This window comes from Streptomyces sp. NPDC002640, from assembly GCF_053592575.1.
Window position 1 is genome coordinate 194,322 of sequence record NZ_JBSFVZ010000001.1, and the last position, 19,075, is coordinate 213,396.

The window sequence follows — 19,075 nt, forward strand, 5'->3', positions numbered from 1 at the left end:
AGAGACGAGGAATCCTGCCGTGAGCGACGTCCGTAACGTGATCATCATCGGCTCAGGGCCCGCCGGCTACACGGCGGCGCTCTACACCGCGCGCGCGTCGCTGAAGCCGCTGGTGTTCGAGGGCGCCGTCACCGCCGGTGGCGCGCTGATGAACACCACCGAGGTGGAGAACTTCCCCGGCTTCCAGAGCGGGATCATGGGACCCGAGCTCATGGACAACATGCGCGCGCAGGCCGAGCGCTTCGGCGCCGAACTGATCCCGGACGACATCGTCTCGGTGGACCTCGCCGGGGAGATCAAGACCGTCACGGACACCGCGGGCACCGTGCACCGCGCGAAGGCTGTCATCGTCGCCACCGGCTCCCAGCACCGCAAGCTGGGCCTGCCCAACGAGGACGCGCTCTCCGGTCGGGGTGTCTCATGGTGCGCCACCTGTGACGGCTTCTTCTTCCGGGAGCACGACATCGCCGTCATCGGTGGCGGCGACACCGCGATGGAGGAGGCCACCTTCCTTTCCCGGTTCGCCAAGTCGGTCACGATCGTCCACCGTCGCGACACCCTGCGCGCCTCCAAGGCGATGCAGGAGCGTGCGTTCGCCGACCCGAAGATCCGCTTCATCTGGGACAGCGAGATCGCCGAGGTGCAGGGCGACGCGAAGCTCACCGGTTTGAAGCTGCGCAACGTGAAGACCGGCGAGCTCTCGGACCTGCCGGTCACCGGCCTGTTCATCGCGATCGGCCACGACCCGCGCACCGAGCTCTTCAAGGGCCAGCTCGAGCTCGACGGCGAGGGCTACCTCAAGGTGGCCGCTCCCTCCACCCGTACCAACGTCACCGGCGTCTTCGCCGCCGGCGACGTGGTCGACCACACCTACCGTCAGGCGATCACTGCGGCCGGCACCGGTTGCTCCGCCGCGCTGGACGCCGAGCGGTACCTGGCTTCCCTCTCCGACTCCGAGCAGCAGGCGGAGCCGGAGAAGACCTCCGCCTGATTCCCCTCCCCATATCCGTAGTTAGGAGCCCTCAGTGGCTGGCAGCCTGAAGAACGTCACCGACGATACTTTCGAGGAAGAGGTCCTCAAGAGCGACAAGCCCGTCCTCGTGGACTTCTGGGCCGCGTGGTGCGGCCCGTGCCGCCAGATCGCGCCCTCGCTGGAGGCGATCGCTGCCGAGCACGCCGACAAGATCGAGGTCGTCAAGCTCAACATCGACGAGAACCCGGCAACGGCCGCCAAGTACGGCGTCATGTCGATTCCCACGCTGAACGTCTACCAGGGTGGTGAGGTCGCCAAGACCATCGTCGGCGCCAAGCCGAAGGCGATGATCGTGCGCGATCTCGACGAGTTCATCTCCGAGTGAGCGACGCAGCCTGAAAGCCTGAGAGTCATGTTTCACGTGAAACCTCGTTTCACGTGAAACATTCGGGGCCCGCGAAAGGGCCGACCCTGGGAACAGAGTCGGCCCTTTCGCGTTGCCCTTGCGCGTTCTCCCGGTCTCCCGTCCTTCAGAGGGGGCGGAGCGCCGGTTCCTTCTGCACGGCGCCCAGCAAGCGATCCAAGGCCATCTCGACGTCTTCCTTCCAGGAAAGCGTCGACCGCAACTCAAGACGCAGCCGCGGGTAGGTCGGATGCGAGCGGACCGTCTTGAAGCCCACGGCCAGGAGATGGTCTGCGGGCAGCACACAGCCGGGTTCCTTCCAGCGCGCGTCACCGAATGCTTCGATCGCCTTGAAGCCACGCCGCAGGAGGTCCTTGGCGACCGTCTGGACCAGGACCCGGCCGAGTCCCTGCCCCTGATACTCGGGGAGGACGAAGGCCGTGATCAGCTGCACCGCGTCGGGCGAGACCGGGCTGGTGGGAAACGCCGTGGAGCGCGGCACATACGCCGGTGGGGCGTAAAGCACGAAGCCGGCAGGAACGTCGTCCACATGGATCAGCCGGCCGCACGACCCCCAATCCAGCAGCACCGCCGAGATCCAGGACTCCTTCTCGACCTCTGCCGTCCCCTCCTTGAGTGCTGTCTCCCCGCTGAAGGGATCGAGCTCCCAGAAGACGCATCCCCGGCAGCGCTGGGGAAGGTCCTGGAGATTGTCCAGCGTGAGCGGAACCAGCCGACGCCCCATGAACGCTCTTCCTCGCTTCCTGTCGTCTCACCCTCCACCATGAGGCCCCAACACCTTTCCTTCAAAGCAAAGCGCGGGTCGTGTCCGGAACTCGTCGGACCCGACCCGCGCCTGCGGGGAACTGCCTGTTGGAGCCTGCTCGGCTACTCGGCCGCGGCCTCGGCTTGATCGCCTTCGGTCTCGCCCTCGACCTCGCTCGCGGAGAGCGTCTGGAGCACCGGCGTCTCGTCGGGCGCCAGCGTGGTCAGGATGCGTTCCAGGTCCTCCATGGAGGCGAACTCGACCGTGATCTTGCCCTTGGACTTGCCCAGGTCCACCTTGACCCGCGTCTCGAAGCGGTCGGAGAGGCGGGTCGCCAGCTCGGAAAGGGCCGGGGAGACCCGGGAACCGGCCCGCGGGCCCTTGGCCCGGGCAGGCTTCTCGGGGGTGGTCCCCATCAGGGTGACGATCTCCTCGACGGCCCTGACCGAGAGTCCTTCGGCGACGATCCGCCGCGCCAGCCTGTCCTGCTCCTCGGCGTCGTCGATGGAGATAAGAGCTCGGGCGTGACCGGCCGAAAGTACCCCGGCGGCCACCCGCCGCTGCACCGCAGGTGAGAGCTTCAGCAGTCGCAGCGTGTTGGACACCTGTGGCCGGGAGCGGCCGATCCGGTCCGCGAGCTGGTCATGCGTGCACTTGAAGTCCTGCAGGAGCTGATCGTAGGCCGCGGCCTCCTCCAGCGGGTTCAGCTGCGCACGGTGGAGGTTTTCCAGCAGCGCGTCCAGGAGGAGCTTCTCGTCGTCGGTGGCGCGGACGATGGCCGGGATCGCCTCCAGGCCGGCCTCCCGGCAAGCACGCCAGCGGCGCTCACCCATGATGAGCTCGTAGCGGCCCGAACCGATCTGCCGGACCACCACGGGCTGGAGCAGGCCGACCTCCTTGATGGAGGTGACCAGTTCCGCCAGGGCGTCCTCGTCGAAGACCTCACGCGGCTGTCGCGGGTTGGGAGTGATGGCGTCCAGGGGCAGCTCGGCGAAATGCGCGCCCATGGGGGAAGCCGGAAGATCAGGGCCCCCCTGAGGAGTGTCCGCCGCCTCGCGCTGGGGCTGAGAGAGGGACGCCAGCTTGGCAGCCGGCACACCGCGCTCGCCCACGGACCCAGGAACGCCCGGGGCCGTCTGGGTGGCCGTGCTCGCAGGGGCCGAAGCGCCGGCCGCCGGACCGCCGACCGGCCGGTCCCCCGTCGGCGCTGCGGGGATCAGTGCGCCAAGCCCGCGGCCCAGCCCTCTGCGTCGTTCACTCACTGGATCCCCTCCACCATGCTCTGTCCGCTCATCATCTGACCGTCCGCGACCTGGCCGCTCTGCGGTTGCCCGCTGGGCAGCTGACCCATCGCAGCGCCCGTGTGGGCCTGCGAGCCGTCGTAGTGGATGCCCACACCCCGCAGTGCGATCTCCCGGGCCGCCTCAAGGTAGGAGAGGGCACCACTCGAACCTGGATCGTAGGTCAGAACAGTCTGTCCGTAACTCGGGGCCTCCGAGATGCGGACCGATCGCGGGATGCTCGTCCGCAGCACCTCACCGCCGAAGTGGCTCCGAACCTCTTCGGCCACCTGGGACGCCAGCCGGGTACGGCCGTCATACATGGTGAGCAGGATGGTGGAGACATGCAGGTTGGTGTTCAGGTGCCCCCGAATCAGCTCGACGTTCCGCAGCAGCTGTCCCAGGCCTTCCAGCGCGTAGTACTCGCACTGGATCGGGATCAGCACTTCGGCGCCGGCGACCATCGCGTTGACGGTCAGCAGGCCCAGTGACGGCGGACAGTCGATGAGGACGTAGTCCAGCGGCTGCTCGTAGGCCTGGAGGGCCCGCTGCAGGCGGCTCTCGCGGGCCACCAGGGAGACCAGTTCGATCTCGGCGCCGGCCAGGTCGATCGTGGCGGGCGCACAGAACAGGCCCTCCACGTCCGGTACGGGCTGCACCACCTCGGAGAGGGGACGGCTGTCGACCAGGACGTCGTAGATGGACGGGACCTCGGCGTGGTGGTCGATACCCAGTGCCGTCGAGGCGTTGCCCTGGGGGTCGAGGTCGACGACCAGGACCCGGTTGCCGTGCAGAGCCAAGGAGGCGGCGACGTTGACCGTGGTGGTGGTCTTACCGACGCCGCCCTTCTGATTGGCGACCACGATGATCCGGGTCTGCTCCGGGCGAGGCAGACCTTCCCCGGCGGCACGCCCCATGGCGTCCACCGCCTGCTGGCTGGTGTGTCCCATAGGGGTGTCGTCCATGGGGGGCGGTGTTTCACGTGAAACATCGTCCCCCAACGACTCGGTGCGGGGACCGGGGACCGGATCGGTCATCGGTCCCGCGATGTTGGCGTCGGACCGCAAGGATTCACTCTCCTCGACTTCAGGCTCTCTCTGTACAGAGCGTCCCATGCCTTCGGGGGTGCGAACCAGTGAGGCCGGTTGTTCTGTGGAGAAATCCGCCTCTGTGGACAACTTGTCACCCCTGGACGGTGAAGCGCTTGAGGGCTTCCGCAGGGGCGAGGGCTTACGGTCGCGCGGTTCGGCGGCGGCGTGGCTGCGGCCAATGATGCCTTGGAGCAGTGAGCGACGTTTCACGTGAAACAACGATGCCGAGGTCGGGGCGAGGGGACCTGCCGACACTCCGGGCGACAGCTACGTCGGTCACCACAGGAACCGTGGTGGACCATCCGGACGGCCCCATGGGAGGGCTCACGAGACTCTGCGGGCTCCTGAGGCCGTGAGGCCGTGAGGCCGTGAGGCTCTGCGGGCCCTGAGGCTCAGAGGCTTTGCACGCTCTCAGGCTCAGAGGCTCTGCGGCCCTGGCCGGCCCTCCCATGGAGCGAGGATCGTCAGCGGCGACGACGCGAGGGGCGAGCGGGGCGGGCCGCCTTGGCCCGCTTGGCGGCGAACCGGACGCCACCGGGGCTCTCGCCGACCTTCACCTGGACCACCGTCGACAGCGGATCCACCACACCCTCACCGACCTGAAGAACGTCCGTCTCCACCGCACCCAGCTTGCTGAGGGCGGAGCCGGCCGCCTTCAGCTCCTCGTCGGCGGTGTCGCCCTTCAGCGCCAGCATCTCGCCGTACGGGCGCAGCAGCGGGATGCCCCACGTCGCCAGGCGGTCCAGCGGTGCCACGGCCCTGGCCGTGACCACATGGACCGGTGGCAGCTTGCCGAGCACCTCCTCGGCACGCCCGCGGACCACCGTCACGTGGTGCAGACCGAGCAGCTCGACCACCTCGGTGAGGAAGGTGGTCCGCCGCAGCAGCGGCTCCAGCAGCGTGATCTTCAGGTCGCCGCGGACCAGGGCCAGGGGGATGCCCGGGAGGCCCGCACCCGAGCCCACGTCGCACACGGTCACACCCTCCGGCACGACCTCGGAGAGCACCGCGCAGTTGAGCAGGTGGCGCTCCCACAGCCGGGGCACCTCGCGCGGGCCGATGAGCCCGCGCTGCACACCGGCGTCCGCCAGCAGTTCGGCGTACCGCACCGCATCGTCGAAGCGATCACCGAACACTGCACGCGCCTGCTCGGGCGCAGGGGGAAGCTCTGCTGCCTCCGTCACGGGGGACCGTCCTTCCGTACCGCAAAGAGCGCACTGGGCGCTGACCACGAGAACTACCAGGCTGACAAAGTACGGCCCCGTCTGCTCAACAGACGGGGCCGGTGGAACGTACGCGAACCGATCAGGCAGGCAGTACGACCACGAAGCGCTGCGGTTCCTCGCCCTCGGACTCGCTTCGCAGGCCCGCGGCCTTGACCGCGTCGTGGACGACCTTGCGCTCGAACGGGGACATGGCCCGCAGTCGCACCGGCTCGCCGGTGCTGCGCGCCTCCGCCGCGGCCTTGGCGCCGATCTCCGAGAGCTCGGCACGCTTGCGCGCCCGGAAGCCGGCGACGTCCAGCATCAGCCGACTGCGGTCACCGGTCTCCCGGTGCACGGCCAGGCGCGTGAGCTCCTGGAGGGCCTCGAGCACCTCACCGTCACGGCCGACCAGCTTCTGCAGGTCACGGCTGCCCGAGTCGCTGATGATCGACACGGACGCCCGGTCCGCCTCGACGTCCATGTCGATGTCGCCGTCGAGGTCCGCGATGTCCAGCAGACCTTCCAGGTAGTCGGCCGCGATCTCACCCTCCTGCTCCAGGCGGGTCAGGGCGTCCGCACCGTCGGCGGCGGAGGGGATGGTGCCTTCCGTCACGGGATGGGCTCCTTCTTACTTCTTGGACGAGGACTTGGAGCGCTGCTGCGGACCCTTGCGACCCGACTGGGCGCGGCTGCGGCCGCCGTTGCCGGAACCGCCGGCCTTGGTGGCACCACCCTGCGGCCTCTTGGCCTGGGGCTTGGCGCTCTCCGGACGGTCGGCCTCGGCCGTCTCCGCGGCTTCGGCTTCGGCCTCGGCCTCGGCGTCCTGGGCCGCCTTGACGGCTGCCTGGCGCTGGGCCTTGGTCTGCCGCTTGGGCTGCTGGCGCTTGGCGGTGCCAGCCGGCGTGGCGCCCGAGCCGTCGTGCGCCTGGTCGGCGGCGAGCTTGTCGCTCTTGACCACGCTGCCGTCGGGCTGGGCGGCGAAGCCCAGCTTGTTCAGCCCGTTCACGAACTTCCGCTCGGCCGGGTTGCGGTCACGGCCCTTGGCGACGATGGCCTTGACGATGGCGCGACGGCCACGGCCGCGGATCGTGCCGCTGCGCTCTACCTTCTTGGTCAGACGCTCGAGGTAGGCGGCCTGAGCCGTGGAGCCCGGGGTCGGGTTGTTGTGGATGACGTACATCTGCTGGCCCATGGTCCACACGTTGGTGGTCAGCCAGTAGACGAGGACACCGACCGGGAAGTTGATGCCGAAGACGGCGAAGATGATCGGGAAGACGTACATCAGCATCTTCTGCTGCTGCATGAACGGCGTCTTCACCGTGGTGTCGACGTTCTTCGTCATCAGCTGGCGCTGGGTGAAGAACTGCGACAGCGACATCAGAACGATCATGATGACGGTCACGACGCGGACGTCGGTGACGCTGGCGTTCAGCTGCGAGATGACGTCGGCGCTGTCGGTGAACTTGCTCGCCAGCGGGGCGCCGAAGATGTGCGCCTCACGGGCGCTGTCCACGAGGTCCTGGTTCAGGACGCCGATGGTCTTGCCCTGGGCGATGGTGTTCAGGACGTGGTACAGCGCGAAGAAGAAGGGCGACTGCGCCAGGATGGGAAGGCACGAGGAGAGCGGGTTGGTACCCGACTCCTTGTACAGCTTCATCATCTCTTCGGACTGGCGCTGCTTGTCGTTCTTGTAGCGCTCCTGGATCTTCTTCATCTCGGGCTGCAGCGTCTGCATGGCCCGGGTCGCCTTGATCTGCTTCACGAAGAGCGGGATCAGGCAGATGCGGATCAGGATCACCAGGGACACGATCGAGAGACCCCAGGCCCATCCACTGGACTCACCGAAAACGGCGCCGTACAGCGAGTGGAACTGGACGATGATCCAGGAGACGGGTGTGGTGATAAAGCTGAAGAAGCTGGCAATCGTGTCCACTAATCATGCTCCTTGGGCATGGGACGGGGTCTCTGCGGCCGGGCTCGGGGGGAGGTCGGGCCGGCTGCCCGTCTCTCCACGCTCCTCGGTGGCGGAATCGGCGGAGGGCCCGCCCTTGCGTGCGCGCCATGAGGCCCGCAGCATCTCGTGCCACCGCGGGCGCTTCCGCGGAGGCACATGGTCCACGCCGCCGAGCGACCACGGGTTGCAGCGCAGGATGCGCCACGCGGTGAGCGCCGATCCCTTGATCGCACCGTGCCGGTCGATGGCCTGGTAGCCGTAGTGGGAGCACGACGGGTAGTACTTGCACACCGGCCCGAGCAGCGGACTGATCGTCCACTGGTACAGCTTGATCAGAGCCAACAGCGGGTACTTCATCGCTTGCCCCCTCCCAGCAGCCGCTGGAGGGCGGCGTCCAGGTCTCGGGCCAGTTCTTCGTTGGCCGCACCACCCGCGGGGGGCAGCGCGCGTACCACTACCAGGCTACCGGGGGGCAGCAGAGCGACCCGCTCGCGCATCAAGTGACGAAGTCTGCGCTTCACCTTGTTGCGCACCACCGCTCCGCCCACGGCTTTGCTCACGACGAAACCCGCACGCGCCGGGGAAGCGCTCTCCCCCTGCGCGTGCGGGTCCGTGGCACCGCTACGAAAGTGGACGACGAGGTGCGGACGGCCTGCCCGGCGCCCTCGTCGTACAGCGGTCGCGAAGTCCTCGCGCCGCCTCAGCCGGTTGTCGGTGGGCAGCACGATCTCATGACCTGACCGGGATCAGGCGGACAGACGGGCGCGACCCTTGCTGCGGCGGGTCGCCAGGATCGCGCGGCCGGCACGGGTCCGCATACGCAGCCGGAAGCCGTGGGTCTTCGCGCGACGACGGTTGTTCGGCTGGAAGGTGCGCTTGCTCACTCGGGGGCTCCAGAAATGAATCGGTGGGTGGCGGGTGTCGTCTGGCTGTCACCGTGCGCCCACGAGTAGCTCGCTTACGCCCGAGTGCACCGCTTCTCGATCACTGGTGCGTGATCTTTGCCCATCGGAGGCAGGCGGCAGCAGCCATCGACAACTCGGCCTGGTTACGGTACGCGCGGCTGCGCCATCCGGTCAAACTCGACGGTCGTGTGACCCCGGCAGCTTACCCGGTGAGCGCTGCTCACGACGGGTGCGCGAGAGGTTGCGGTGCACCTGGCGCGGGGTCCGCACAGCGCTCGATTTCCGGCCCGACGTGGGGCGGCGGCACACTGTCCACAGGCTGGGGACAACGACTTGATGCACAGCCGTCGGCCTGACTACCGTGGGTGGACTCCCGATTCGTTCGGTTCCCCCCGGCCCCTACTGATTCGTTACCCGCCGTCCGCCGGACGGCCGACCTGATCCTCCCGCGCACCACGCAGACGCGGGACCTGTGAGAGAGCGTGCACTGTGGCTGACGTACCCGCTGATCTTGCCGCAGTGTGGCCTCGGGTGCTGGACGGGCTCCTGGGAGAGGGCCGCGGGCAGGGAGTGGAGCCGAAGGACGAGCGGTGGCTGCGCAGCTGCGTGCCGCTGGCCCTGGTGGCCGACACCGCGCTGCTCGCCGTGCCGAACGAGTTCGCCAAGACGGTGCTGGAGAACCGGCTGGGCCCCCTGGTCAGCGAGTCGCTGAGCCGTGAGTGCGGACGCCCGATCCGGATCGCCGTGACGGTGGACACGTCCATGGGGGAGCCGCCGGCGCCTCCCGCGGCCGCGGCGGGCGGGTCCCAGGACGACTCGGAGGGTCCCGCCTCCGCGCCGGAGTCCCGCCAGGAGCCCCTGCCCACGGCGCGTCCCGCCTATCCGGAGCACCAGCGCCCGGAGCACCAGCGGCAGGAACACCAGCGCCAGGAGCCGGGTGCCTGGCCGCGGCCCGGACAGCAGCAGGACTACGGCTGGCAGCAGCAGCCGCTCGGCTTCCCCGACCGTGACCCGTACGCCTCCCCCTCGTCGCAGGAGTACGGCGGCCAGGAGTACGGGGGTCAGGAGTACGGCACCCCGGACTACGGCGGCGGCCAGGACTACGGACGGCCCCGTCCTGCCTACGGCCGGCCCGCCGAGTACGAGCGCCAGGACTACCCGCGTCCCGAGTACGGCCGACGGGACCACGACCGCCGCGACTACGACCGGGGCGAGTACGACCGCGGCTCCGCGGACCGCTCCGAGTACGAGCGGCCCGACTACGAGCGCGCCGACCGCAAGGAGTTCGAGCGGCCGGAGTACCCCCGCTCCGACTACGACCGCCCCACCGAGGCGCGCAACGAGCGCGACGAGCGCCGTGACGAGCGCATCGACCGCGAGGGCCGGCAGGAGCGCCAGGACCGCGGTGAGTACGAGCGCCCGCAGCGCGGTGACGGCGGGCGGCCCGACTTCGACCGCAGGGGGTACGAGGGTTACCCGTCCGGGCCGTCCTCGGTCTCCTCGATGCCGTCGATGTCCTCCTCCTCGCCCTCGGCCTCCTCGCTCGTGGGTGGCGGTGCCGGATCCGGCTCGGGCGGCGCGGGGACTCCCGGGGTGGGCGAGCCCGCGGCACGGCTCAATCCCAAGTACCTGTTCGAGACGTTCGTCATCGGCGCCTCGAACCGCTTCGCGCACGCCGCCGCGGTGGCCGTCGCGGAGGCGCCGGCGAAGGCGTACAACCCCCTCTTCATCTATGGGGAGTCGGGGCTGGGCAAGACCCATCTGCTGCACGCCATCGGGCATTACGCGCGTAGCCTCTATCCCGGCACCCGGGTGCGGTACGTGAGCTCCGAGGAGTTCACCAACGAGTTCATCAACTCGATCCGCGACGGCAAGGGCGACAGCTTCCGCAAGCGCTACCGGGAGATGGACATCCTGCTGGTCGACGACATCCAGTTCCTCGCGGACAAGGAGTCGACCCAGGAGGAGTTCTTCCACACCTTCAACACCCTCCACAACGCCAACAAGCAGATCGTGCTCTCCAGCGACCGGCCGCCGAAGCAGCTGGTGACGCTGGAGGACCGGCTGCGGAACCGGTTCGAGTGGGGCCTGATCACCGACGTGCAGCCGCCGGAGCTGGAGACGCGGATCGCGATCCTCCGGAAGAAGGCGGTGCAGGAGCAGCTCAACGCCCCGCCGGAGGTACTGGAGTTCATCGCCTCGCGGATCTCGCGGAACATCCGCGAACTGGAGGGCGCGCTGATCCGGGTGACGGCCTTCGCCTCCCTCAACCGCCAGCCGGTGGACCTGGGGCTGACCGAGATCGTCCTCAAGGACCTGATCCCCGGGGGCGAGGACTCGGCCCCCGAGATCACGGCGTCGGCCATCATGGCGGCCACGGCGGACTACTTCGGACTGACCGTCGAGGACCTGTGCGGGACCTCCCGGGGCCGTGCGCTGGTGACGGCGCGGCAGATCGCCATGTATCTGTGCCGTGAGCTCACCGACCTGTCGCTGCCGAAGATCGGCGCGCAGTTCGGCGGGCGCGACCACACCACGGTGATGCACGCCGACCGGAAGATCCGCGCGCTGATGGCGGAGCGCCGCTCCATCTACAACCAGGTCACCGAGCTGACCAACCGCATCAAGAACGGCTGACACGGCCCACCGGACATACGCAGCTACACAGCTGCACAGCACGACCTGAGCGCCCCGGGAGAACCCCGGGGCGCTTCTCGTCCTCCGCGGCACTCACGCGAGGCGGCGCTCGCGGGACGGACGCCGACGCGAGGCCTGAGCCTCCTCAGTTCCCCGCCCTCGCCCCGCCCCGCCGGAGCCCCAACACACCCCCGCTACCCCCGCCCCGGAGGCCCTGCAGCGAGCCCTCAACGAGCCGCCGGCGCCCGGCCGGAGGCGGCCGGGGACGGGAACACCCGACCAACGCGTTCGAGCCGGGCCAGGGTTACGGTCTTCCTCCACAGATTTGGGCACTTTCTGGCGTCCACAGCCTGGGGAGGGTCAAGTTGTCCAGAAAGTGTCCACAGGTAACGGCCGTGAAGTCTCATCAGAACAGGTCAGCGCCATGTGGATTCGTGGACGAAGACTGTCCACAGCCTGTGGACAGTTCAGATGCCCACAACGCCCGCCTCGCGTTGTCCACCGGCAACCCACAGGTTGGGGCTCGTTGTCCCCAGCGAACCGCCGGTTCTCCACACCACTGTCCACTGTTCGACAACGCCGAGGCCCGGATCACTGCTCGGAGTGAAAGGCGTCACACGAGGCGGCTGGAGTGGGGTGTGGGAAACCTGGGAAAAGCTGGGGACGCAGCTGGGGAGAAGTCGCCCCTCCCTGTGCACGGGCTGTGCAGAACTTTCCCCCGTCCACAGAGACCCCGAGTTGTCCACCGGGCCCACCCACAGGCCCGGTGGATAAAAAACCGGCGCTGACCTGGGAAAACGGGGTTATCCACGGTATCCACAGCCCCTACTACTACTCCCAACCTGAGAGAGCCGGGAATTCGTTTCGAAGTGGGTCCTGTGCACAACTCGGCTCCGGCCGCCCGAGCGGCCTCCGGTCCGACTTGACCCGAGGGGCAACAGCTGTCAGCGGGATGCGTCAGACTGGTCCCCGGTGGTTCTCCCCTCCCAGGGAGCGAGCTACACCACCGACGAAGGCCAGCAGGGCGAGGGACGCCGGCAACAGCAGGAGGCGGCAACGGTGAAGATCCGGGTGGAACGCGACGTACTCGCGGAGGCGGTGGCCTGGGCTGCGCGCAGCCTGCCCGCCCGTCCGCCGGCCCCGGTCCTCGCGGGCCTGCTGCTGAAGGCCGAGGACGGGCAGCTGAGCCTCTCCAGCTTCGACTACGAGGTCTCGGCCCGTGTCTCCGTCGAGGCCGAGGTCGAGGAGGAGGGCACGGTGCTCGTCTCCGGCCGCCTCCTGGCCGACATCTGCCGCGCCCTCCCCAACCGCCCGGTGGAGATCTCCACCGACGGCGTGCGGGCCACCGTGGTCTGCGGCTCCTCCCGCTTCACCCTCCACACACTGCCTGTGGAGGAGTACCCGGCGCTCCCGCAGATGCCGAACGCCACCGGCACGGTCCCCGGCGAGGTCTTCGCCGCGGCCGCCGCCCAGGTCGCGATCGCCGCGGGCCGCGACGACACCCTCCCGGTGCTCACCGGTGTGCGCATCGAGATCGAGGGCGACACGGTCACCCTGGCCTCCACCGACCGCTACCGCTTCGCGGTCCGCGAGTTCCTGTGGAAGCCGGAGAACCCGGACGCCTCCGCGGTCGCCCTGGTCCCCGCCAAGACGCTGCTGGACACCGCCAAGGCGCTGACCAGCGGTGACAACGTCATCCTGGCGCTCTCCGGCTCCGGCAAGGGCGAGGGCCTGATCGGTTTCGAGGGCGCCGGCCGCCGCACCACCACGCGGCTGCTGGAGGGCGACCTCCCGAAGTACCGGACGCTCTTCCCGACCGAGTTCAACAGCGTGGCCACCATCGAGACCGCGCCGTTCGTCGAGGCCGTCAAGCGCGTGGCCCTGGTCGCCGAGCGGAACACCCCGGTGCGGCTCTCCTTCGAGCAGGGCGTGCTGATCCTCGAAGCCGGATCCAGCGACGACGCACAGGCTGTGGAAAGGGTCGACGCCAACCTGGACGGCGACGACATCTCCATCGCCTTCAACCCGACCTTCCTGCTGGACGGCCTGAGCGCCATCGACTCCCCGGTGGCCCAGCTGTCCTTCACCACGTCCACCAAGCCGGCGCTGCTCAGCGGCAAGCCGTCCGTGGACGCGGAGGCCGACGAGGCCTACAAGTACCTGATCATGCCGGTCCGCCTCAGCGGCTGACCTGCTGTCTCTCCGCGGTGCAGGGGATCCGTCCCGCGCACCGCGGAGCCGTTTTCCGGACGGGTCCGCGGTGCGCGGGCCCGCTCCGGACGGGCGTCGCCGCGTTGGCGCAGCCCGCACCGGTCGAAGCACTAGGTCAAGGGGCCGCCCATCGGGTGGCGGTGCGGAGCCGGGTTTACGCTCGGACGTGGGTGCCCACCGGCATCCACACCCCACCTCGCAACCACCTCGCAACCAAAGGGAACAACTGATGGAGCTCGGTCTCGTCGGCCTCGGCAAGATGGGCGGCAACATGCGCGAGCGGATCCGCCGCGCCGGCCACACCGTCGTGGGATACGACCGCAACCCGGACGTCTCGGACGTCCACAGCCTGCGTGAGCTTGTGGACAGCCTGCAGGCGCCGCGAGTGGTGTGGGTGATGGTTCCGGCCGGCGCCGCGACCCAGTCCACCGTCGACGAGCTGGCCGAGCTCCTCGAGCCCGGCGACGTGGTGGTGGACGGTGGCAACTCGCGCTGGACGGACGACGAGAAGCACGCCGCGGAGCTGGCCGAGAAGGGCATCGGCTTCGTGGACTGCGGCGTCTCCGGCGGCGTCCACGGCCTCGCCAACGGCTACGCGCTGATGTACGGCGGCGAGGCCGAGCACGTGGCCAAGGTCCAGCCCGTCCTGGACGCGCTCAAGCCGGAGGGCGACTTCGGCGCCGTGCACGCCGGCAAGGTCGGCGCCGGCCACTTCGCGAAGATGGTCCACAACGGCATCGAGTACGCCATGATGCAGGCTTACGCCGAGGGCTGGGAGCTGCTGGAGGCCGTGGACTCGGTCACCGACGTCCGGGAGATCTTCCGTTCCTGGCGTGAGGGCACCGTCATCCGCTCCTGGCTCCTGGACCTGGCCGTCAACGCCCTCGACGAGGACGAGCACCTCGACAAGCTCCGCGGCTACGCCCAGGACTCCGGCGAGGGCCGCTGGACGGTCGAGGCCGCCATCGACAACGCCGTCCCGCTGCCCGCCATCACCGCCTCGCTCTTCGCCCGGTTCGCCTCCCGCCAGGAGGACTCGCCCCAGATGAAGATGATCGCCGCGCTCCGCAACCAGTTCGGCGGACACGCGGTCACGCAGAAGTAGTCCGCAGCACCACGGGGTCCTGTGCGCTCTGGCCACAGGACCCCGGCACCGCCTAGCAGTCCACGCCGGGGAGGTCGGCGCCCGTCCATGCATGTCACGCATCTCTCGCTGGCCGACTTCCGCTCGTACGCCCGGGCCGAGGTCGCTCTCGGCCCGGGCGTCACGGCGTTCGTGGGGCCCAACGGGCAGGGCAAGACGAACCTGGTCGAGGCCGTCGGCTACCTGGCCACGCTGGGCAGCCACCGGGTCTCCTCCGACGCCCCGCTGGTGCGGATGGGCGCCGAGCGGGCGATCGTGCGGGCCCAGGTGCGGCAGGGCGAGCGGCAGCAGCTCATCGAGCTGGAGCTCAACCCCGGGCGCGCCAACCGGGCCCGGATCAACCGGTCGTCGCAGGTCAGACCGCGCGACGTGCTGGGCATCCTGCGCACGGTGCTGTTCGCGCCGGAGGACCTGGCCCTGGTCAAGGGCGACCCCGGTGAGCGCCGGAGGTTCCTGGACGAGCTGGTCACCGCGCGGTCCCCGCGGATGGCCGGGGTCCGCTCCGACTACGAGCGGGTTCTCAAGCAGCGCAACACCCTGCTGAAGTCCGCCGCGCTCGCCCGCCGTCACGGTGGGCGGAACATGGACATGTCGACCCTGGACATCTGGGACCAGCACCTGGCCCAGGTGGGCGCCGAGGTGCTGGCGCAGCGGCTGGACCTGGTCGCGGTGCTGCAGCCGCTCGCCGACAAGGCGTACGAGCAGCTCGCGCCGGGCGGCGGGCCGGTCGCCCTGGAGTACAAGGCGTCCGCGCCCGGTGAGGGGCACACCCGGGAGGAGCTGTACCAGCAGCTGCTGGAGGCGCTGGCCGGGGTGCGCAAGCAGGAGATCGAACGCGGCGTGACGCTGGCCGGGCCGCACCGGGACGACCTGGTGCTGCGGCTGGGCCGACTGCCCGCGAAGGGGTACGCGTCGCACGGGGAGTCCTGGTCGTACGCGCTGGCGCTGCGGCTGGCCTCCTACGAGCTGCTGCGGGCCGAGGGCAACGAGCCGGTGCTGATCCTCGACGACGTCTTCGCCGAACTCGACGCGCGGCGCCGGGACCGGCTGGCGGAGCTGGTGGCGCCCGCGGAGCAGGTGATGGTGACGGCGGCGGTCGACGAGGACGTGCCGTCGGCGCTGACCGGCGCGCGGTTCCGGGTCGCCGAGGGGACGGTGGAGCGGACGTGACGGCGGCGGGTGCGGGGGCCGAGGGTTCCTCCGGCGCGGCTCAGCCGTCCGGGGTCGACCTGGCGAGGGTGGCGCTGCGGGCCGCCCGGGAGCAGGCACGGGCGCGGGGCGAGGCCACGCGGCAGACCAAGGGCGCGGGCGCCGGGCGGCGCGGCGGGCGGTCCGGGTCGCGCGGGGACGGGCGTGACCCGATGGCCCTCGGGGCGGCGATCAACCGGCTGGTCACCGAGCGGGGCTGGGAGCGGCCGGCGGCGGTCGGCGGGGTGATGGGCCGGTGGCCGCAGATCGTCGGCGACGACGTGGCCAACCACTGTGCGCCGGAGCGGTACGACGAGGACGAGCGGGTGCTGGTCGTGCGGTGCGACTCCTCGGCGTGGGCGGCCAACCTGCGGCTGCTGGCGCCGCAGATCCTGGCGCGGATCAACGCGGACCTCGGGCACGGGACGGTACGGCTGATCAACGTGCTCGGGCCGGCGGGGGCGGTCCGTCCGCGGTACGGGCCGCTGCGGGCCCCGGGCGGCCGCGGCTCCCACGACTGGTAGCCCCCGGCCCCCTTTCTTCGACGGCCCCTTCCTTCGGCGGCTGCCGCTTTTTCCATTGCTGTCCCCTTCCATGGCTGTCCCTTTCTTGGCTGGCGCCTCTTGCATGGCTGCCGCTCCGCCGCTGCCCCCTTTCCTGGCTGCCGCGCCGCGGCGCCACTTCGGCCCGGGTTCCGCAAGGGTTCCGCTCGCGTTCCGCCCGCGCTCCGCCCGGGTCCGCCCTGGGCACGACCTCGCGGCACAGCCCCGGCGGACAGCACTGCTTCCTCTCCCCGGACCCGCCCCGCAGCCGCCCCGAACCCCGCCCCCCGGCCCGCCCCCTCCCGGCGCGATTGCGCGCGCGGACGGCGGAAAACAGGGGTAGGGCGCGTGTTCGAGTGAAGGCGGGGGCGGGAGTGAAGCCGTGGTGGCCGAGGGTTGACAGGGCGAGGCGCTGAGTGCCGCTGTGAGGCTCTTGGAGCCCCGTCCCGCATATGGGGAGTCGGTGCGGTCCGGTTCAGGGCGGCACATGCGAACTGAGGTGCCCGCAACGGCCCATCACTGTCGGCGCTACCGGTAGACTGGAGCACAATCCCGCCCCACTTGTGGGACACACACCGAGCAACGCTGATCCAGGCTTGAAAACCGCAACATGCCGCAGCCGCTCCGGTCGGGTCATCGGCCGCGAGTACGGCTTGTGCTGTGCCAGAAAGGGCGCTTCGTGGCCGATTCCGGCAACCCCAACGAGAACATTCCGTCCAACGACGCCGCCGCCGCCGAGGCGAACCCGTCCTCGTACGACGCGAGCGCCATTTCCGTGCTCGAGGGTCTGGACGCCGTCCGCAAGCGACCCGGCATGTACATCGGCTCGACCGGTGAGCGTGGTCTGCACCACATGGTGCAGGAGGTCGTGGACAACTCCGTCGACGAGGCGCTGGCCGGCCACGCGGACACGATCGACGTCACGATCCTCGCCGACGGCGGCGTGCGCGTCGTCGACAACGGCCGTGGCATCCCCGTCGGCATCGTGCCGGGCCAGGGGAAGCCGGCCGTCGAGGTCGTGCTGACCGTCCTGCACGCGGGCGGCAAGTTCGGAGGCGGCGGCTACGCCGTCTCCGGCGGTCTGCACGGCGTCGGCGTCTCCGTGGTGAACGCCCTGTCCACCCGGGTGTCCGTCGAGGTCAAGACCGACGGCCACGTGTGGACGCAGGACTACAAGGCGGGCGTGCCGACGGCCCCGCTGGCCAAGGGCGAGGCGACCGAGGAGACGGGCACCTCCGTCACCTTCTGGGCGGACCCGGAGATCTTCGAGACCACGGAGTACTCCTTCGAGACGCTCTCCCGCCGGTTCCAGGAGATGGCGTTCCTCAACAAGGGCATCTCCATCAGCCTGACCGACGAGCGGGAGACGGCGAAGGCCACGGCCGGCGCCGACGAGGCGGGCGCGGACGACAAGCCCGAGGTCAAGCGGGTCGCGTACAAGTACGACGGCGGCATCGTCGACTTCGTGAAGTACCTCAACTCCCGCAAGGGCGAGATGGTCCACCCGACCGTCATCGACATCGAGGCGGAGGACAAGGAGCGTCAGCTCTCCGTCGAGGTCGCGATGCAGTGGAACGGCGGGTACAGCGAGGGCGTCTACTCCTTCGCCAACGTCATCCACACCCACGAGGGCGGTACCCACGAGGAGGGCTTCCGCGCCGCGCTGACCACGCTGATCAACAAGTACGCGCGCGACAAGAAGCTGCTCCGCGAGAAGGACGACAACCTCACGGGCGACGACATCCGCGAGGGTCTGACCGCGATCATCTCGGTCAAGCTGGGCGAGCCGCAGTTCGAGGGCCAGACCAAGACCAAGCTGGGCAACACCGAGGTCAAGACCTTCGTCCAGCGCGTGGTGCACGAGCACCTCACGGACTGGCTGGACCGCAACCCCAACGAGGCCTCGGACATCATCCGCAAGGGCATCCAGGCCGCCACGGCCCGCGTCGCCGCCCGCAAGGCGCGTGACCTGACCCGGCGCAAGGGTCTGCTGGAGTCCGCCTCGCTGCCGGGCAAGCTGGCCGACTGCCAGTCCAACGACCCCGCGAAGTGCGAGATCTTCATCGTCGAGGGCGACTCCGCCGGCGGCTCCGCCAAGTCCGGCCGGAACCCGCAGTACCAGGCGATCCTCCCGATCCGCGGCAAGATCCTCAACGTCGAGAAGGCGCGGATCGACAAGATCCTGCAGAACCAGGAGATCCAGGCGCTGATCTCCGCCTTCGGCACCGGTGTGCACGAGGACTTCGACATCTCCAAGCTCCGCTATCACAAGATCATCCTGATGGCGGACGCCGACGTCGACGGCCAGCACATCAACACCCTGCTGCTGACCTTCCTGTTCCGCTTCATGCGGCCGCTGGTCGAGGCCGGGCACGTGTTCCTCTCCCGCCCGCCGCTCTACAAGATCAAGTGGGGCCGGGACGACTTCGAGTACGCCTACTCCGACCGCGAGCGTGACGCCCTGATCGAGCTCGGCCGCAGCAGCGGCAAGCGGATCAAGGACGACTCGGTCCAGCGCTTCAAGGGCCTCGGCGAGATGAACGCCGAGGAGCTGCGGATCACCACCATGGACCAGGAGCACCGGGTCCTCGGCCAGGTGACCCTCGACGACGCCGCCCAGGCCGACGACCTGTTCTCGGTCCTGATGGGCGAGGACGTCGAGGCCCGCCGCGCCTTCATCCAGCGCAACGCCAAGGACGTCCGGTTCCTCGACATCTGAGTCGGTCACTGCCGCGGCCGCCGCACGGCTGAGCCGCGAAGGGAACGCTGACCGCAC

The 19,075-nt window shown here is 69.5% G+C and carries 17 protein-coding genes; 8 read left to right on the forward strand and 9 right to left on the reverse strand.

The features are described 5' to 3' along the window. Positions 1-19: 19 nt before the first annotated feature. Positions 20-991: a thioredoxin-disulfide reductase gene (gene trxB / locus ACWD3O_RS00875; protein ID WP_451414431.1), complete on the forward strand. Its 972-nt coding sequence runs from the start codon at positions 20-22 to the stop codon at positions 989-991. A 34-nt stretch (positions 992-1,025) separates the two neighbouring features. After that, positions 1,026-1,358, forward strand: coding sequence for a thioredoxin (gene trxA, locus ACWD3O_RS00880; RefSeq protein WP_451411516.1), 333 nt, complete (start codon positions 1,026-1,028; stop codon positions 1,356-1,358). 145 nt (positions 1,359-1,503) lie between these two features. Here the strand turns inward: trxA and ACWD3O_RS00885 are convergent, their stop codons facing one another. The 9 genes from ACWD3O_RS00885 to rpmH form a co-directional block, all read right to left on the reverse strand. Further along, positions 1,504-2,121 (reverse strand): N-acetyltransferase family protein, encoded by a 618-nt coding sequence (locus tag ACWD3O_RS00885; protein WP_451411517.1) that lies wholly within the window; start codon positions 2,119-2,121, stop codon positions 1,504-1,506. 143 nt (positions 2,122-2,264) lie between these two features. Next, positions 2,265-3,404, reverse strand: a complete 1,140-nt coding sequence (locus ACWD3O_RS00890; RefSeq protein WP_451414432.1) for a ParB/RepB/Spo0J family partition protein — start codon at positions 3,402-3,404, stop codon at positions 2,265-2,267. Next, on the reverse strand, positions 3,401-4,537 hold the full coding sequence (locus tag ACWD3O_RS00895) for a ParA family protein (protein ID WP_451414433.1): 1,137 nt from the start codon (positions 4,535-4,537) through the stop codon (positions 3,401-3,403). The genes ACWD3O_RS00890 and ACWD3O_RS00895 overlap by 4 nt, the downstream gene beginning before the upstream one ends. Positions 4,538-4,977: 440 nt before the next feature. Next, complete coding sequence (rsmG, locus tag ACWD3O_RS00900) at positions 4,978-5,697, reverse strand: 16S rRNA (guanine(527)-N(7))-methyltransferase RsmG (RefSeq protein ID WP_451411520.1); 720 nt, start codon at positions 5,695-5,697, stop codon at positions 4,978-4,980. 121 nt (positions 5,698-5,818) lie between these two features. Continuing rightward, positions 5,819-6,331 (reverse strand): Jag family protein, encoded by a 513-nt coding sequence (locus ACWD3O_RS00905; protein WP_356132613.1) that lies wholly within the window; start codon positions 6,329-6,331, stop codon positions 5,819-5,821. 15 nt (positions 6,332-6,346) lie between these two features. Continuing rightward, the gene (gene yidC, locus ACWD3O_RS00910) at positions 6,347-7,651 is read right to left on the reverse strand and encodes a membrane protein insertase YidC (RefSeq protein ID WP_451414434.1); all 1,305 of its coding nucleotides are present in this window, start codon (positions 7,649-7,651) and stop codon (positions 6,347-6,349) included. Between the two features lie 3 nt (positions 7,652-7,654). Beyond that, on the reverse strand, positions 7,655-8,029 hold the full coding sequence (gene yidD / locus ACWD3O_RS00915) for a membrane protein insertion efficiency factor YidD (RefSeq protein ID WP_451411522.1): 375 nt from the start codon (positions 8,027-8,029) through the stop codon (positions 7,655-7,657). Further along, positions 8,026-8,397, reverse strand: coding sequence for a ribonuclease P protein component (gene rnpA, locus ACWD3O_RS00920; RefSeq protein ID WP_451411523.1), 372 nt, complete (start codon positions 8,395-8,397; stop codon positions 8,026-8,028). The genes yidD and rnpA overlap by 4 nt, the downstream gene beginning before the upstream one ends. Positions 8,398-8,418: 21 nt before the next feature. Further along, positions 8,419-8,556, reverse strand: a complete 138-nt coding sequence (gene rpmH / locus ACWD3O_RS00925; protein ID WP_003975051.1) for a 50S ribosomal protein L34 — start codon at positions 8,554-8,556, stop codon at positions 8,419-8,421. A gap of 510 nt (positions 8,557-9,066) precedes the next feature. Between rpmH and dnaA the strand changes: the two genes are divergently transcribed. The 6 genes from dnaA to gyrB all read left to right on the forward strand — a co-directional run bounded on the left by dnaA (position 9,067) and on the right by gyrB (position 19,018). After that, positions 9,067-11,214, forward strand: a complete 2,148-nt coding sequence (dnaA, locus tag ACWD3O_RS00930; RefSeq protein WP_451414435.1) for a chromosomal replication initiator protein DnaA — start codon at positions 9,067-9,069, stop codon at positions 11,212-11,214. Positions 11,215-12,273: 1,059 nt separating this feature from the next. Further along, positions 12,274-13,404, forward strand: coding sequence for a DNA polymerase III subunit beta (dnaN, locus tag ACWD3O_RS00935; protein WP_451411574.1), 1,131 nt, complete (start codon positions 12,274-12,276; stop codon positions 13,402-13,404). A gap of 250 nt (positions 13,405-13,654) precedes the next feature. Continuing rightward, the gene (gene gnd / locus ACWD3O_RS00940) at positions 13,655-14,530 is read left to right on the forward strand and encodes a phosphogluconate dehydrogenase (NAD(+)-dependent, decarboxylating) (RefSeq protein WP_451411525.1); all 876 of its coding nucleotides are present in this window, start codon (positions 13,655-13,657) and stop codon (positions 14,528-14,530) included. Between the two features lie 87 nt (positions 14,531-14,617). Further along, a complete protein-coding gene (gene recF / locus ACWD3O_RS00945) occupies positions 14,618-15,739 on the forward strand; it encodes a DNA replication/repair protein RecF (RefSeq protein ID WP_451414436.1) in 1,122 nt (373 codons plus the stop codon). Further along, positions 15,736-16,281 (forward strand): DUF721 domain-containing protein, encoded by a 546-nt coding sequence (locus tag ACWD3O_RS00950; protein WP_451414437.1) that lies wholly within the window; start codon positions 15,736-15,738, stop codon positions 16,279-16,281. The genes recF and ACWD3O_RS00950 overlap by 4 nt, the downstream gene beginning before the upstream one ends. 673 nt (positions 16,282-16,954) lie before the next feature. Beyond that, positions 16,955-19,018 (forward strand): DNA topoisomerase (ATP-hydrolyzing) subunit B, encoded by a 2,064-nt coding sequence (gene gyrB / locus ACWD3O_RS00955; RefSeq protein WP_451411528.1) that lies wholly within the window; start codon positions 16,955-16,957, stop codon positions 19,016-19,018. The last annotated feature ends 57 nt before the right edge of the window (positions 19,019-19,075 follow it).